The sequence below is a fragment of the Mesorhizobium sp. YR577 genome (genome assembly GCF_900116595.1).
GTDB lineage: Bacteria > Pseudomonadota > Alphaproteobacteria > Rhizobiales > Rhizobiaceae > Mesorhizobium_M.
On the sequence record NZ_FPBI01000001.1, the window covers coordinates 565,709 to 581,357 of the forward strand.

Sequence of the window (15,649 nt, forward strand, 5' to 3'; positions counted from 1 at the left end):
CGAAGGAAGAGTGAGAGGCCGCTCCCACCTTGCCTAACCCCATTGTTTTGGATAAGGAGGCCGCGACTTGGCAGATGCGGTTTCGCTCAGGCCATCGTTTCGACTTTCCGGCGGCAGTGACAGGCCCTGGGCATAGCAAAGGGCATCCGGCTTCCATGGCGCGCATCGTGATGAAATTCGGCGGAACTTCCGTCGCCGACATCAGCCGCATTCGCAATGTGGCACGCCATGTCAAACGCGAGGTCGATGCCGGCCACGACGTCGCCGTCGTCGTCTCCGCCATGTCCGGCAAGACCAACGAACTGGTTGCCTGGACCCGCGAAGCCTCGCCGATGCACGATGCCCGCGAATATGACGCCGTCGTCGCCTCCGGCGAACAGGTCACCGCCGGCCTCTTGGCCATCGCGCTGCAGAATATCGGCGTCCATGCCCGCTCGTGGCAGGGCTGGCAGATCCCGATCAAGACCGACAACGCCCATGGCGCGGCGCGTATCATGGACATCGACGGCTCGTTCCTGATCCAGCGCTTCGGCGAGGGCCAGGTGGCCGTCATCGCCGGTTTCCAGGGCATCGGCCCGGACAATCGCATCGCCACGCTCGGGCGCGGCGGCTCGGATACGAGTGCCGTCGCCATTGCTGCAGCCGTCAAGGCGGACCGCTGTGACATCTACACCGATGTCGACGGCGTCTACACAACCGACCCGCGCATCGAGCCGAAGGCGCGGCGGCTTTCCAAGATTTCCTTCGAGGAAATGCTTGAAATGGCGTCGCTCGGCGCCAAGGTCTTGCAGGTGCGTTCGGTCGAGCTCGCCATGGTGCACCGGGTGCGCACCTTCGTCCGCTCGTCCTTCGACGATCCGGACGCGCCGGGAATGGGCGATCTTCTCAATCCGCCCGGAACGCTTATTTGCGACGAGGAAGAAATCGTGGAACAGCAGGTCGTCACCGGAATTGCCTACGCCAAGGATGAGGCCCAGATATCGCTGCGCCGCGTCTCCGACCGGCCGGGCGTCGCCGCCGGCATCTTCGGCCCGCTGGCCGAGGCAAACATCAATGTCGACATGATCGTCCAGAACATCTCCGAGGACGGCAAATCGACCGACATGACCTTCACCGTGCCGTCCGGCGATGTCGACAAGGCGCTGGCCGTGCTTGAAACGATTCGCCAGACGATCGGCTTCGACGCCGTCCAGCACGACGACGGCATGTCCAAGGTGTCGGTCATCGGCATCGGCATGCGCAGCCACGCCGGCGTCGCTGCGACCGCATTCAAGGCACTTGCCGAAAAAAGCATCAATATCCGTGCGATAACCACCTCCGAGATCAAGATTTCGATCTTGATTGACGGTCCCTACACGGAACTTGCGGTTCGCACTTTGCATTCCGTCTACGGTCTGGATAAGCAGTAGACAGATAGACTTTTTCGGTCCCCCATTAGCCGGCGTGTGGCATGATGCACGCCGGCCAATGATAGTTGGAGACGGCACCTGATGCGTGACACGGCCGGCGGTCCACGCGTTCTCTTGAAACGGCTTCGTGAGCTGATGGCGGAGCCGCTTGAAGCGCAGGAGCGGCTTGACCGGATCGTGCACGACATCGCCCAGAACATGGTGGCCGAGGTCTGCTCGCTCTATGTGCTGCGCGCAGACTCTGTTCTCGAACTCTACGCCACCGAAGGTCTGAACCCGGGCTCGGTCCACTTGGCCCAGTTGCGGCTCGGCCAGGGTCTGGTCGGCACCATCGCGGCCAGCGCGCGTGCGCTGAACCTGTCCAACGCGCAGGAGCATCCGGCCTTCGCCTATCTCCCGGAAACGGGCGAAGAAATCTACAACTCCTTCCTCGGCGTGCCGGTACTGCGGGCAGGGCGCACGCTGGGCGTGCTGGTTGTCCAGAATCGCACCCAGCGGCACTATCGCGAAGACGAGGTCGAGGCGCTGGAAACCACCGCCATGGTCATCGCCGAGATGATCGCCACCGGCGATCTTGCCCGGCTGACGCGCCATGACGGGCTGGAGCTCGATCTGCGCCGCCCGGCAAGCTTCAAGGGCCTGTCCTTCAACGAAGGCGTCGGGCTCGGGCATGTCGTGCTGCATGAGCCGCGCATCGTCGTCACCAACCTGTTCAACGAGGACAGCGAGCAGGAAATGCGCCGGCTCGAATCGGCGCTCGGTTCGCTGCGGCTTTCCATCGACGACATGCTGTCGCGCCGCGAGGTCGCATTCGAAGGCGAGCACCGCGAGGTGCTGGAAGCCTACCGTATGTTCGCCAATGATCGCGGCTGGGTGCGCCGGCTGGAAGAGGCGGTCAGCAACGGCCTGACTGCGGAAGCCGCCGTCGAAAAGGTGCAGAGCGACATGCGTGCGCGCATGCTGCACATGACCGACCCCTATCTGCGCGAGCGGATGAGCGATTTCGACGATCTCGCCAACCGCCTGCTGCGCCAGTTGATGGGCCGTGCGCCGGAAGATGTTGCGGCCTCGCTGCCGAAGGATGCGATCGTCGTTGCCCGCTCGATGGGTGCTGCCGAACTGCTCGACTATCCGCGCGAGAAACTGCGCGGTCTCGTGCTGGAAGATGGCGCCGCTACCAGCCACGTCGTCATCGTCGCACGCGCCATGGGCATTCCCGTCGCCGGCCAGATGAAGGGCGCCGTCTCGATGGCGGAAAACGGCGATGCGATCATCGTCGACGGCGAGGACGGCACCATTCACCTGCGGCCTCAGCCCGACCTCGAAGCGGCTTACGCCGAAAAAGTCCGGTTCCGGGCGCGCCGGCAGGAACTTTACCGCGAACTGCGCAGCAAGCCGTCTGTTTCCAGGGACGGCATTCATATCGATCTGCTGATGAATGCCGGGCTCGCCGTAGACCTGCCGCAACTGGCTGAGGCGGGTGCAAGCGGCATCGGCCTGTTCCGCACCGAGCTGCAGTTCATGGTTGCCTCGACATTCCCGCGCGCCGAAGCGCAGGAGCGGCTCTATCGCGATGTGCTCGACGCTGCGCAGGGCAAGCCCGTCACCTTCCGCACCATCGATATCGGCGGCGACAAGGTGCTGCCCTATTTCAAGGGCTCGGTGCATGAAGAAAACCCGGCGCTTGGCTGGCGCGCCATTCGCCTGACGCTCGATCGGCCGGGCCTCCTGCGCGCGCAGGTCAGGGCGCTGCTGAAGGCTGCCGGCGGACGCGAACTGAAGTTGATGCTGCCGATGGTGACCGAGCTTGGCGAGATTGCACAGGCCCGTGAACTCATAGAGCGCGAGGTGCGGCATCTGTCGCGCTTTGCCCATCATCTGCCGACCAGCCTCAAGCTTGGCGCGATGCTCGAAGTGCCGTCGCTGCTGTGGCAGATCGACGAATTGATGCAGACGGTGGATTTCGTTTCCGTCGGCTCCAACGACCTGTTCCAGTTCGTCATGGCGACCGATCGCGGCAATACGCAGCTTTCGGATCGTTTCGACGCCCTGTCGGTGCCGTTCCTGCGCGTGCTCAAGCACATTGCGGACGCCGGCCATCGCAATCACACGCCGGTGACGCTTTGCGGAGAGCTCGCCGGCAAGCCGATTTCGGCTATGGCGCTGGTCGGCCTCGGCTATCGCTCGATCTCGATGTCGCCCGCCTCCATCGGTCCGGTCAAGGCGATGCTGGCCGAATTGCCGGTTGCGGAGTTGACGTCGTTCCTGCACGACAATATGTCCGGTCCAACCGTCGGCCTGCCTATGCGCGCGCTGCTGCAGACCTTTGCCGACGACCGCTCCATTCCGCTTTGAAATTCAGGTGAGGGCGGCCTGACGTGTATCTCGTCGAGTACAAATAACGATGATCAGCTTGCCCCGCGACCGCATGGACCAGGTAGTGAAGCGCTTCGACATGCTCGAAGCGCAGATGGCGGCCGGTCCCGACCCCGAAGCCTATGTGAAGATGGCTTCGGAATACTCTGACATCCAGGACATGGTCGCGAGGATCAGGGAGCTTCGTGCCGCCGAGCAGGAACTTGCCGATCTCGAAACCATGCTGGCCGACAAGGGCACCGATGCCGAGATGCGGGCGCTGGCCGAAGGCGAGCTGCCGGGGGTCGAGGAAAAGATCGAATCCTTGCAGAAGGATATCCAGATCCTGCTGCTGCCCAAGGATGCAGCCGACGAGAAGAACGCGATCCTCGAAATCCGCGCCGGCACTGGCGGCGATGAAGCTGCACTTTTCGCCGGCGACCTGTTTCGCATGTATGAGCGCTACGCCGCCGAGCAGGGCTGGCGTTTCGAGGTCGCTTCGGCAAGCGAGGGCGAGGTTGGCGGCTACAAGGAAATCATCGCCACGGTGTCGGGCAAAGGTGTCTTTGCCAAGCTGAAATTTGAATCCGGCGTGCACCGCGTCCAGCGCGTGCCGGCGACCGAAGGCAGCGGGCGCATCCACACATCGGCAGCCACCGTCGCGGTGCTGCCGGAGGCCGAAGAAGTCGATATCGAGATACGCTCCGAAGACATCCGCATAGACACGATGCGCGCCTCGGGCTCGGGCGGCCAGCACGTCAACACCACCGATTCCGCTGTCCGCATCACGCATCTGCCGACCGGCATCATGGTGGTGCAGGCGGAAAAATCGCAGCACCAGAACAGAGCGCGCGCCATGCAGATCCTGCGGGCGCGGCTGTTCGACATGGAGCGGTCGAAGGCGGATGAAGAGCGCTCGGAATCGCGCAAATCGCAGGTCGGCTCGGGCGACCGCTCGGAACGCATTCGCACCTACAATTTCCCGCAGGGCCGCGTGACCGACCACCGCATCAACCTCACGCTCTACAAGCTCGACCGGGTGATGATGGGCGAACTCGACGAGATCATCTCGGCGCTGATTTCCGATCACCAGTCGAAGCTTCTCGCCGACATCGGGCTGGATGGCTGAGACCGCGAAAACCGCCACGCTGTCAGGCGCTTTCCGCGCCGCGCGCGACAGGCTTGCGGGAGCCGGCGTCGATAATCCGGCACTGGATGCGCGGCTGATCGTCGAGCACTTTTCCGGCACGACGCGCAAGGACGCCATATTGATGCCGGATCACGTGCTCGGCGCAGATGTGATCGCTGCGATCGATGCTGCGATAACCAGGCGAACCACAGGCGAGCCGGTTCATCGCATTCTCGGGTTTCGCGAATTCTATGGCCTGAAGCTTTATCTCTCGCCAGAGACGCTGGAGCCGCGCCCAGACACCGAAACGCTTGTCGACATGGTGCTGCCTTTCGTGCGCGAGACAGCCGAACGGGAAGGGGAGTGCCGCATCCTCGATCTTGGCACGGGCACCGGTGCGATCCCGCTCGCCCTGCTGAGCCAGGTGGAAAAGGCGGTCGCGGTTGGCGCCGATATTTCGCAAGGTGCGTTGACCACTGCTCGGCGAAATGCCGAGGAACTGGGGCTTGCCAACCGGTTCACTGCAAAAAAATCCGACTGGTTTGCAAAAATTTCCGGGCGCTTCCATTTAATCGTCTCAAATCCGCCCTATATACCTTCCAAAGACATTGATGGCCTTGAGCAAGACGTGCGAGACTTTGATCCGCATCTTGCGCTCGATGGCGGAGACGATGGTCTCGATCCCTATCGCATCATAGCCGCAGGAGCGGCACCCCATCTGGAACGAGGCGGCAAGATCGCCCTGGAAATCGGATTCGATCAGAGGATAGACGTTACAGGCATTTTCCGCGAGGCGGGATATGAGCTCGCAGTCGCAAGACATGATCTTGCCGGAAACGACCGTGCGCTGTTTTTCCAACGTTGAATCAAAGTGTTGTATTGAATCGAAAAAATACTTGGCAACTCCTGGGAATGCCGCTAGGTTCGAATTACCGGATGAGACGAAGCAGGCAGTGCTGTTATCGATTCGGTTCCCTTGGAAACAAACTGCCTTCTTGCGTAAACGACGCTTTTGCTTCGTGTGGGGATCGCCCGGCAAGTGACAAGAGACCAAACGGAATGGCACGTGACGCCAACGCAATTGATGCGGGCGAACACCATCGTAAGTACACGAAACGGCTGGCCGCCGAGGCGCCCCGTTTGCGCAATTTTTTCTAAATAATGAAGAGAGTCGGATGAGGCCACAACAGCAGAACAGGCGCATGCGCGGCCGCAACAACAATGGCGGTGGCGGTAGCAATAATAACAATAACAACAACAATAATAACAACCGCAAGGGACCAAACCCGCTGACGCGCAATTACGAAAGCAACGGTCCGGATGTGAAAATCCGCGGCTCGGCGCAACAGATCGCCGAAAAATACGCCACGCTTGCCCGCGATGCACAAAGTGCCGGCGACCGCGTGATGGCGGAAAACTACCTGCAGCATGCCGAGCATTACAATCGCATCATTGCCGCCGCCCAGGCGCAGATGCCGATCCAGCACGTGCAGCAGCAGAACCGCGACGACATGGACGACGATTCGGATCAGGAATTCGACAATGTCGGCAACGTGGTCAACGCTGCGCAGCACGGCAATGGACAGCAGTCCGGTGGCCAGGAGCCCGAGGCGTCTCAGGATGCAAGCGATGGTTCGGGACCACAGCCGGTCATTGAAGGCACGCCCGCCGAAGTCGCACTGAACACCGAAACGGCAACCGAGCCTACGGCTGGTCGTGGCCGTGGCCGCCGTCCGAGGCCGCCCCAGGCAGCACCTGCGCCGGAACCGGTTGCGGAAGCTGCCCCGGCAGCCGAAGCTGCTCCGGTCGCTGAAGCTACCCCGGCGGCTGAGGCTGCTGGCGAAGAAGCTGCTCCGGCACCGCGTCGCGGCCGCCGTCCGCGCCGTGGCGAGCGCCTTCCCGATGAAGCGAAGGCCGAGGCTTCCGGCGAAGCATCTGCCGAGGCCGCACCGGATGCCGATGGCAATACGGTTCTGGCAGCCGTCAACGGCTGATCGACCTTTCTATCGACAGGAATATGCGGCGGGGACTTTGTCTCCGCCGTTTTTGTTTGTACGGTTGGTTGATGCCGTCTTGAGGAATTTTCGCGCATTCCCATATCTGGTTTGAAATGGACCCGGCTCGATAGAGGGGGTTCGTCACCATAAGCTGATCCGGTGCCGCAAAGCGGGCCGGTGATGAAAGGAGACAGGTATGAATTTAGAGAAATACTCCGAGCGCGTTCGGGGCTTCATCCAGTCCGCGCAAACGCTCGCACTATCCAGAAATCATCAGCAGTTCACGCCCGAACATATCCTGAAGGTTCTCGTCGACGACGATGAAGGCCTTGCTGCGTCGCTGATCGAGCGCGCCGGCGGTCGTCCGCGCGACGTCAAGCTCGGCGTGGAGGCGGCACTCGAGGCGATGCCGAAGGTCGAAGGCGGCAACGGCCAGCTCTATCTGGCGCAGCCGCTGGCGAAGGTGTTTTCCACTGCGGAAGAACTGGCGAAGAAGGCCGGTGACAGCTTTGTCACCGTCGAGCGTCTGCTGCAGGCGCTTGCCATGGAAAAGTCGGCCAAGACCGCCGACATCCTGGCCAAGGCCGGCGTAACTCCCCAGGCGCTGAACCAGGTCATCAACGATGTCCGCAAGGGGCGCACCGCCGACTCGGCTTCTGCGGAGCAGGGCTATGACGCGCTGAAGAAATATGCGCGCGACCTGACCGCCGATGCCCGCGCCGGCAAGCTCGATCCGGTCATTGGCCGTGACGATGAGATCCGCCGCACCATCCAGGTCCTGTCGCGGCGCACCAAGAACAACCCCGTGCTGATCGGTGAGCCCGGCGTCGGCAAGACGGCGATCGCCGAAGGGCTGGCGCTGCGCATCGTCAATGGTGACGTGCCGGAATCGCTCAAGGACAAGCAGTTGATGGCGCTCGACATGGGCTCCCTGATTGCCGGTGCGAAATATCGCGGCGAGTTCGAGGAGCGGCTGAAGGCTGTCCTGTCCGAGGTGACGGCTGCCAATGGCAACATCATCCTGTTCATTGACGAGATGCACACGCTGGTCGGCGCCGGCAAGGCCGATGGCGCGATGGATGCTTCGAACCTGCTCAAGCCGGCGCTTGCACGCGGCGAGCTTCACTGCGTCGGCGCGACCACGCTGGAAGAGTATCGCAAGCATGTCGAAAAGGATGCAGCACTTGCGCGGCGTTTCCAGCCGGTGTTCGTCGAGGAACCGACCGTCGAAGACACGGTGTCGATCCTGCGCGGCCTGAAGGAGAAATACGAGCAGCACCACAAGGTGCGCATTTCCGACTCTGCGCTGGTTTCGGCTGCAACGCTGTCGAACCGCTACATTGCCGACCGTTTCCTGCCTGACAAGGCAATCGATCTTGTCGACGAGGCCGCATCGCGGCTGCGGATGCAGGTCGATTCCAAGCCGGAAGCGCTGGACGAGGTCGACCGCCGCATCATGCAGCTCAAGATCGAGCGCGAGGCACTGAAGGTCGAGACGGACGAAGCTTCAAAGGACCGGCTTGTCCGGCTTGAAAACGAGCTCGCCAATCTGGAAGAGGAATCGACGGAGATCACCTCGAAATGGCAGGCGGAAAAGCAGAAGCTTGGCCTCGCCGCCGACCTCAAGAAAGAGCTTGAAGAAGCCCGCAACGAACTCGCCATTGCTCAGCGCAAGGGCGAGTTCCAGAAGGCGGGCGAGCTTGCCTATGGCCGCATCCCTGAATTGGAAAAGCGCCTGCAGGAGGCGGAAGCCCAGGACGGTAAGGTCGGCATGGTCGAGGAAGTGGTCACGCCCGACCACGTCGCCCATATCGTCTCGCGCTGGACCGGAATTCCGGTCGACAAGATGCTGCAGGGCGAGCGCGACAAGCTGTTGCGCATGGAAGACGAGATCGCCAAGCGCGTCATCGGCCAGGGCGAAGCGGTGCAGGCCGTTTCCAAGGCGGTGCGTCGTGCGCGCGCCGGGCTTCAGGACCCGAACCGGCCGATCGGCTCGTTCATGTTCCTAGGCCCGACGGGTGTCGGCAAGACCGAACTGACCAAGGCGCTGGCGAGCTTCCTGTTCGACGACGAGAGCGCCATGGTGCGCATCGACATGTCTGAGTTCATGGAGAAGCACTCGGTGTCGCGGCTCATCGGCGCGCCTCCCGGCTATGTCGGCTATGAGGAGGGCGGTGCGCTGACCGAAGCGGTGCGGCGCCGGCCCTATCAGGTCATCCTGTTCGACGAGATCGAGAAGGCGCATCCTGATGTCTTCAACGTGTTGCTGCAGGTGCTCGACGATGGCCGCCTGACCGACGGTCAGGGGCGCACTGTCGATTTCCGCAACACGCTGATCATCATGACGTCGAACCTCGGCGCGGAATATCTCGTCAATCTCGGCGAGGATCAGGACGTCGACATCGTTCGCGATGAAGTCATGGCCGTGGTCAAGGCGTCGTTCCGGCCGGAGTTCCTGAACCGTGTCGACGAAGTCATCCTGTTCCACAGGCTGCGCCGTCAGGACATGGGCAAGATCGTCGAGATCCAGTTGAAGCGGCTGGAAAGCCTGCTTGCCGATCGCAAGATCAGGCTGGAGCTGGATGCCGAGGCCATCGACTGGCTGGCCAACAAGGGCTACGACCCGGCCTATGGCGCACGCCCGTTGAAGCGTGTCATGCAGAAGGAACTGCAGGACCCGCTGGCTGAGAAGATCCTGCTCGGCGAAATCCTCGACGGCTCGAAGGTGAAGGTCACCGCCGGTTCGGATCGGTTGAACTTCCGTTCGAAGCCGGTAAAGGTCGAGGCCGAAAAGGCGGCATGATCAGACGAAGCGAGGCGCAGATGACGTTGGACGAATACAACGGCTTCTGCGCCTCGCTGCCTTCCACCACCCATGTGGTGCAGTGGGGTGGGGCGCATGTGTGGAAGGTCGGTGGCAAGGTTTTTGCCATTGGCGGGTGGAATGACGGCGATGGCCTGTTCGTCACCTTCAAGTGTTCCGAAATGGCCTACGATATCCTGAAGGAGCAGCCGGGCCTGCGGCCTGCTCCCTATCTCGCCTCGCGCGGCATGAAATGGATCCAGCGGCAGACCGGCGAAAGCATGGATGCCGACGCGCTGAAGGACTATTTGCGCGAAAGCTACCGGCTCATCGTGCAGAAGCTTCCGAAGGCTGCGCGCAAGGAACTCGGATTATAGCCATAGCGCGGCCATCTTCATGCCGGGTTCATATTGGAACTTCTAACCGTATCAACGCATTTGCGGGTATCCGTATGATTGAGCGCGGGATGCTGCCGGTTCGCGGCGGCAAGGACGAATCGGGGATTTTGGCTAGAATGGTCGGCAAACTCTTTGTTGTTTCGGCTTTTGCAGCAGGTTTTTGCACCCTCAGTGCGCAGGCTTCCGTAGCGTCGGATACGCGTTCGGAGGAGAATTCCCGGCGAATCACCGTGAATGGCGGCGACGTGCTGCTCGCCCAGGCCGGCGATGTCGAAGTCTATTTCGACGGCAACGGCAACAGGGTGATCGTCGATTCCTACACGGGTCAGGTGATCGCCATTCAGCCGCCCCGTGGTGTTGTCGGCCAGCGCGACAGGAGAGCCTTGCGTCAGCGCGAGGTGCGCCGTAGCGATCGCTATTATCAGGGCGATCCCGGCTATGGCGAACGCTCGCGGCGCGACGAATTGCTCGGCCCGGCTGACGAAGGCTATGACGAATATCCGAACAATGGCGGCTATTCGCGCAATGTGCCGCGCGAAGAATTCCCGCCCGCTCCGGGCCGGGCGTTTCCCGATGAACAGGCCGATCCCAACGGCGGCTACGAGCCCGAGCCGCAGATCGTCCGGCGCGAGCCGGTCGAGCGGTCTCCGCTGAACACTCCGGGAGTTGAAACACCACAGACGTCGCCATCGATCTCCGAACCGCCAGCCATCGGTGGCGCAACGGTCGAACCGCCGACGACCTTCACTGCGCGCGAAGATGTTGCCGGCATGCAGATCCTGATGGATCGCGCCGGCGCTTCGCCTGGCGTCATCGACGGAAAGTTCGGCTCGAATGTCGACAAGGCATTCGAGGCCTATCGGCAACTGACGGGAACCAACCTCAAATCCACGGATACGGCCGCCATCAAGGAGGCGCTCGCTGCGTCCGGTGGCGATCCGTTCATCAACTACACCATCACGCCGGAAGATGCGGCCGGGCCGTTCGTGGCTTCGGTGCCTGCCGACTACAGCCAGAAGGCGCAGCTCGATCACATGAGCTACACCTCGGTTCCAGAGATGCTGGCCGAACGGTTCCATATGGACGAAACCTATCTCAGGTCGCTCAACCCGCAGGCCAATTTCTCGCGGCCGGGCACGATCGTCCGTGTCGCCAACGTCGGCAAGCCGGCCACGACAAAGGTTCAGCGCATCATAGCCGACAAGGGGCTCAAGCAGGTCCGCGCCTATGATGCCGAGGGCAAGCTTGTCGCTGCCTACCCGGCGACGATCGGCTCGTCGGATACGCCGTCGCCGACGGGTACGCATGCCGTGTCGCGCGTCGCGCTCAATCCGAACTACACCTACAACCCCAAGCTCAACTTCAAGCAGGGCGACAACGACAAGATCCTGACCATTCCGCCCGGTCCTAACGGCCCGGTCGGTTCGGTGTGGATCGCGCTCGACAAGCCGACCTACGGCATCCACGGCACGCCGGACCCCTCCAAGATCGGCAAGACCGAAAGCCATGGCTGCGTGCGCCTGACGAACTGGGATGCGCAGGAACTGGCGAAACTGGTGAGCCCTGGCGTCACGGTCGAGTTCACGGATTGATAGAATAGTCGTTGGACTGCCGTTTCTTGTCGGCAGGTCGCTAACCAGCGTTCGGGCACGCGCATAATGTCGCTGCATGAGCGCGCCCGAATCAGCAGTCCTGAACAACGAATTGCCGCCGAAGGCGGCCCGGACGTTCTGTCCGCCGGCGAGCCGCCGCTTCGTCATGTTCTCGGCAATACTCGCCTCCAGTATGGGCTTCATCGACGGTTCGGTCGTGTCACTCGCAATGCCGGCGATCCGCGCCGATCTTGGAGCGTCGCTGATCGACGCCCAGTGGATCAGCAATGGCTACATGCTGTTTCTCTCCGCGCTCGTGCTGCTTGGCGGTGCGGCCGGCGATGTCTTCGGCGTGCGCAACATCTTCGCCGGTGGCATAGCGGTGTTCATGGTGACGTCGCTGCTTTGCGCCATCTCGACGGATGCCGACATGCTGATCGTCATGCGCGCGTTGCAAGGCGTGGGTGCGGCCTTCATGGTTCCGGGCAGCCTTGCCATCATCGCCAAATCCTTTCCGGCTGACATGCGCGGCAAGGCGATCGGCCAATGGGCGGCTTTCTCTTCGCTGACGATGGCGCTGGGGCCGTTTCTGGGCGGCATGGTTCTGTCGTTCGGCGATCCATGGATGTGGCGGCTGATATTTGCCATCAACGTGCCGATCGGCGTTCTGGCGCTGGTCATGATCTTCGGCAAAGTGCCGGCGGATCGGCCGTCGGAGACGCGCCGCCTCGATATTCCGGGCGCAGTTCTGGCGACGGTGGGGCTAGGCGTCATTGCCTGGGGCCTGACCAGTTTCGGCCTGCCCGCCGAAGGTCAGCTTGTCGCACCGATCATATGGGTCGTGATCGGCGTTGCGCTGTTTGCCGCCTTCATTCTCTGGGAGAGCCATACCCGTTCGCCGATGGTGAAGCTGGAGCTGTTCCGCTCGCGCGCTTTTTCAGGCGCCAATCTCTATACGCTGATCCTGTTCTTTGCCTTCAGTGCCGTGCTGTTCTTCCTGCCGATGACGCTCGTTTCGGCCTGGGGCACCAAGGAATGGCAGGTCAGTCTGCTGTTCATTCCGCTGTCACTGTTCATCGCGCTGCTTTCCGGTTCCGCCGGCAGGCTTGCGGATCGGCGCGGGCCGCGCCTGCCGCTTACCCTGGGCGCCGCCATCGTGACCGTGTCCTATACCGGCTTGGCGCTCACCATGCCCTTGATGCAGATATGGACGGTAACGCTTCCCCTGCTGTTGCTGAACGGTCTCGGCATGGCAATCCTGGTATCGCCGCTCTCGGCGGCCGTAATGCTGGCGACGCCTGACGAGGATACCGGGCTGGCTTCCGGTGTGAACAACGCGGTTGCACGGGCGGCGGGATTGATGGCGGTTGCGGCACTCGGTGCCGTCGCCGGCCTGGTCTTCGCGAAAGTTCTTGGGGAGGGCGCGCCGGGCGTCGAATTCGGTGCATTTTCGCCGACACCTTTGATGCCGGCGATGGAGGCCCTGCGCGTCGAGGCAACGAACCGGGCGTTTCAGGCCATTGCCGGGATATCAGCGGCGATGTGCGCGCTTGCGGGCATCATAGCCTGGGTCACTCAGCCGGCATGGCGCGAGAAAAGATCTGATTTGCCAAGCTAGGCGGAGCCGATCAGCGGGCGGCACTTTCCTTGGCGCTCGCCACCTTCAGCGTTCCCGCATTTTCTTCCTTGAGCAGATCGTCGATCCGCTCGCGCTCGCGCTTGAAGGAAACGAGTTCGTCGCCGTTCAGGATGCGGCCAACCGGCAGGCGCACGCGCATCGGGTCGACCTTGGTGCCGTTGACGATGAGCTCGTAGTGAAGGTGGGGGCCGGTCGCCAGGCCCGTCGATCCGAGATAGCCGATGACCTGGCCCTGGCGGACGCGTGCGCCAGGCACGATACCCGAGGCAAATCCGCTCTGGTGATTGTAGGATGTCTCGTAGCCGTTGGCATGGCGGATGATCGTCTGCTTGCCGTAGCCGCCAGCCCATCCGGCCTTTTCGACGGTGCCGTTGCCCGCGGCGATTATCGGCGAACCGGTGGGTGCTGCCCAGTCGACGCCAGTGTGCATCCGGACATAGCCGAGGATCGGATGGCGGCGTCCGCCGAAGCCGGAACGGAACACGCCGTTCGGCAGCGGATTGCGCAGGAGGAATTGTTTGGCGCTGCGGCCGTCCCCGTCGAAATAATCGAATGTGCCATCCTGTAGCTGGAAGCGATAGAAATTGCGCGTTGCCCCGCCAAAGGTCGCCGAAACATAGAGGAGCTGCGACTCGTCCGACATCTGGTCGTCGCTGTCGGGCTGCGAGAACAGAACCTCGAGGTGGTCGGACGAATTGAGGCGCGACTGGAAATCGACATCCGAGGCGAGCAGCTTGATGAGCTGCTTGGTCATGTCCTTGGACATGCCGTAGGAATAGGCCGCGCGATAGATGCCGTCATAGATGCTTGGCAGGCTGCCGCGCGCGACCGGCGACGGCGAATCGTCGAAAGCCGTCAAAAGCTCGGGATTGGGCTCGGGTTCGTTCGTCGTCACATATTGCTTGCGGTCGTTGAGCGCGATGGTCAGCAGGTGCTGGGTGCGGTCATAGACGCTGGTGCGCACGACCTGTGCCTTGTCGCCGCGTATCTCCAGCCCGACCCGCAGTACCGTGCCGGCCTTGAGCGTCGAGCCGTTCAGTATCTTGGTGATGGCCTCCGCCATGCTGGCGGCGTCATCGCCCGTGTAGCCCGAATCGTTGAAGGCTTCGGTGATGTCGTTGTCAGCCGTGAAAGGGATGATGTCTTCGGCATAGGTCAGTGCCGAATCATCGCTGCCGATTCGCGGCGAGACGGAAACATTCTCCGGCACGATGCGAACGCCATAAGAGCCGGCGAGCGTCTGCGTCGCGAATGAACTTCCGAAGCGTTCAGGGTCGACATAATGGAGTGCAGCCACCTGCACGTCCCCATCGGTCAGGATCGCTCCCGTCGTTCGCACCACCTGTTCAACCTCGTCGGCCGACAGGTCGCTCTTCTCGTCGAAGGCGGCGGTATCCATCGGGAAGTCGACCGTCTTCAGGCTCATCTCGCTTTCGACCTTGACGCCGTAGATCTGGCCGGCGGGGGCGGCGGCGATCTGGGCCGCGCCATCTTCGGCAAAGACGTCGAGCGGATCGAATGCGGGATAGGCGCGCGTAGTCTTATAGCCGGCAGCCAGCGCCATCTTGATCTGGACGAAAGGAACGGTGCGGACAACGTCGCGGTCGCCGACGCGGCTGGACATGGAAACCTCCATGCGCCGCTTGTCCTTTGCCCGCGAAATCTGGCGCAGCTGCACCAGTCTTGATGCCTTGGCGTCCTGGCCGCCGCCGTCCTTGTTCTGCGCTGTGCCGGTGTTCTGCGCGATTTCCGGCGGTGTCGCCAATTGCTCGCGCCCGTCGAGCGCGGCGAAAAGGGCAACGCCCATGAGTACGCTGGAAGTGACCCCTGTCAGGAATGTGCCGGAAAGCCAGCGCGCCGATACCTCACGCCTGTCCGGTGGCCCGCTGCGCCCGTCGGCGATCAGTGGCGGCTCGTTGCCGAGTTCAGCTATGGTCTGATCCGTGTCGTGCATTCAGAGCGGTGGCGTTTCCCGATCGGCAGCCGGCGTTTTATCTTGATTGCTCCGACAATTGCCTGTCGCGGCGGCCGAAGTCAAACGAAGGCTCCTGGTCTCGCGCCCGCTCTGATGGATTTCCATATATAGAACGCGCGCGCGAAGGTCGTAATTTCGTTGCGAGGGCAGAGACATTGACGGGCATTGAGGCCGCAATAGGGCTCCAATGTGGCTGCGCCGGCAAAACGCTTTGCCTGGCAAAGGGGCTGACGCAGCGTCCGCAAGGCGCGCGCATTTTCTGTCTCAAAAACTTCATGAAAGATGGAAATGGTTGTTGACAGGTTGGGAAGGTGGCGACTATATACGCCTCAACAACGAGGGCGGCGCGCCG

At 62.2% G+C, this 15,649-nt stretch carries 10 protein-coding genes; 9 read left to right on the top strand and 1 reads right to left on the bottom strand.

Annotated elements, in window-relative coordinates; genetic code table 11:
• Positions 1-155 precede the first annotated feature (155 nt).
• From BM413_RS02920 to BM413_RS02960, 9 genes are all read left to right on the top strand, one after another.
• Positions 156-1,409 (top strand): aspartate kinase, encoded by a 1,254-nt coding sequence (locus BM413_RS02920; RefSeq protein ID WP_091910135.1) that lies wholly within the window; start codon positions 156-158, stop codon positions 1,407-1,409.
• Positions 1,410-1,490: 81 nt separating this feature from the next.
• Positions 1,491-3,764 carry a phosphoenolpyruvate--protein phosphotransferase gene (gene ptsP, locus BM413_RS02925; protein ID WP_091910138.1) on the top strand — a complete coding sequence of 758 codons (2,274 nt, stop codon included), beginning with the start codon at positions 1,491-1,493 and terminating at the stop codon, positions 3,762-3,764.
• A 49-nt stretch (positions 3,765-3,813) separates the two neighbouring features.
• A complete protein-coding gene (gene prfA / locus BM413_RS02930; protein ID WP_091910141.1) occupies positions 3,814-4,893 on the top strand; it encodes a peptide chain release factor 1 in 1,080 nt (359 codons plus the stop codon).
• Positions 4,886-5,758, top strand: coding sequence for a peptide chain release factor N(5)-glutamine methyltransferase (gene prmC / locus BM413_RS02935; protein ID WP_091910144.1), 873 nt, complete (start codon positions 4,886-4,888; stop codon positions 5,756-5,758). The genes prfA and prmC overlap by 8 nt, the downstream gene beginning before the upstream one ends.
• A 310-nt stretch (positions 5,759-6,068) precedes the next feature.
• Positions 6,069-6,887 carry a DUF4167 domain-containing protein gene (locus BM413_RS02940; RefSeq protein WP_091910146.1) on the top strand — a complete coding sequence of 273 codons (819 nt, stop codon included), beginning with the start codon at positions 6,069-6,071 and terminating at the stop codon, positions 6,885-6,887.
• 199 nt (positions 6,888-7,086) lie between these two features.
• Positions 7,087-9,693 carry an ATP-dependent chaperone ClpB gene (clpB, locus tag BM413_RS02945; protein WP_091910149.1) on the top strand — a complete coding sequence of 869 codons (2,607 nt, stop codon included), beginning with the start codon at positions 7,087-7,089 and terminating at the stop codon, positions 9,691-9,693.
• A gap of 20 nt (positions 9,694-9,713) precedes the next feature.
• On the top strand, positions 9,714-10,070 hold the full coding sequence (locus BM413_RS02950) for an MmcQ/YjbR family DNA-binding protein (RefSeq protein ID WP_091910356.1): 357 nt from the start codon (positions 9,714-9,716) through the stop codon (positions 10,068-10,070).
• A gap of 137 nt (positions 10,071-10,207) precedes the next feature.
• A complete protein-coding gene (locus BM413_RS02955) occupies positions 10,208-11,683 on the top strand; it encodes a L,D-transpeptidase (RefSeq protein WP_091910359.1) in 1,476 nt (491 codons plus the stop codon).
• A 76-nt stretch (positions 11,684-11,759) separates the two neighbouring features.
• Positions 11,760-13,301 carry an MFS transporter gene (locus BM413_RS02960; protein ID WP_091910152.1) on the top strand — a complete coding sequence of 514 codons (1,542 nt, stop codon included), beginning with the start codon at positions 11,760-11,762 and terminating at the stop codon, positions 13,299-13,301.
• Between the two features lie 10 nt (positions 13,302-13,311).
• Here the strand turns inward: BM413_RS02960 and BM413_RS02965 are convergent, their stop codons facing one another.
• On the bottom strand, positions 13,312-15,276 hold the full coding sequence (locus BM413_RS02965) for a M23 family metallopeptidase (RefSeq protein WP_091910155.1): 1,965 nt from the start codon (positions 15,274-15,276) through the stop codon (positions 13,312-13,314).
• Positions 15,277-15,649 lie beyond the last annotated feature (373 nt).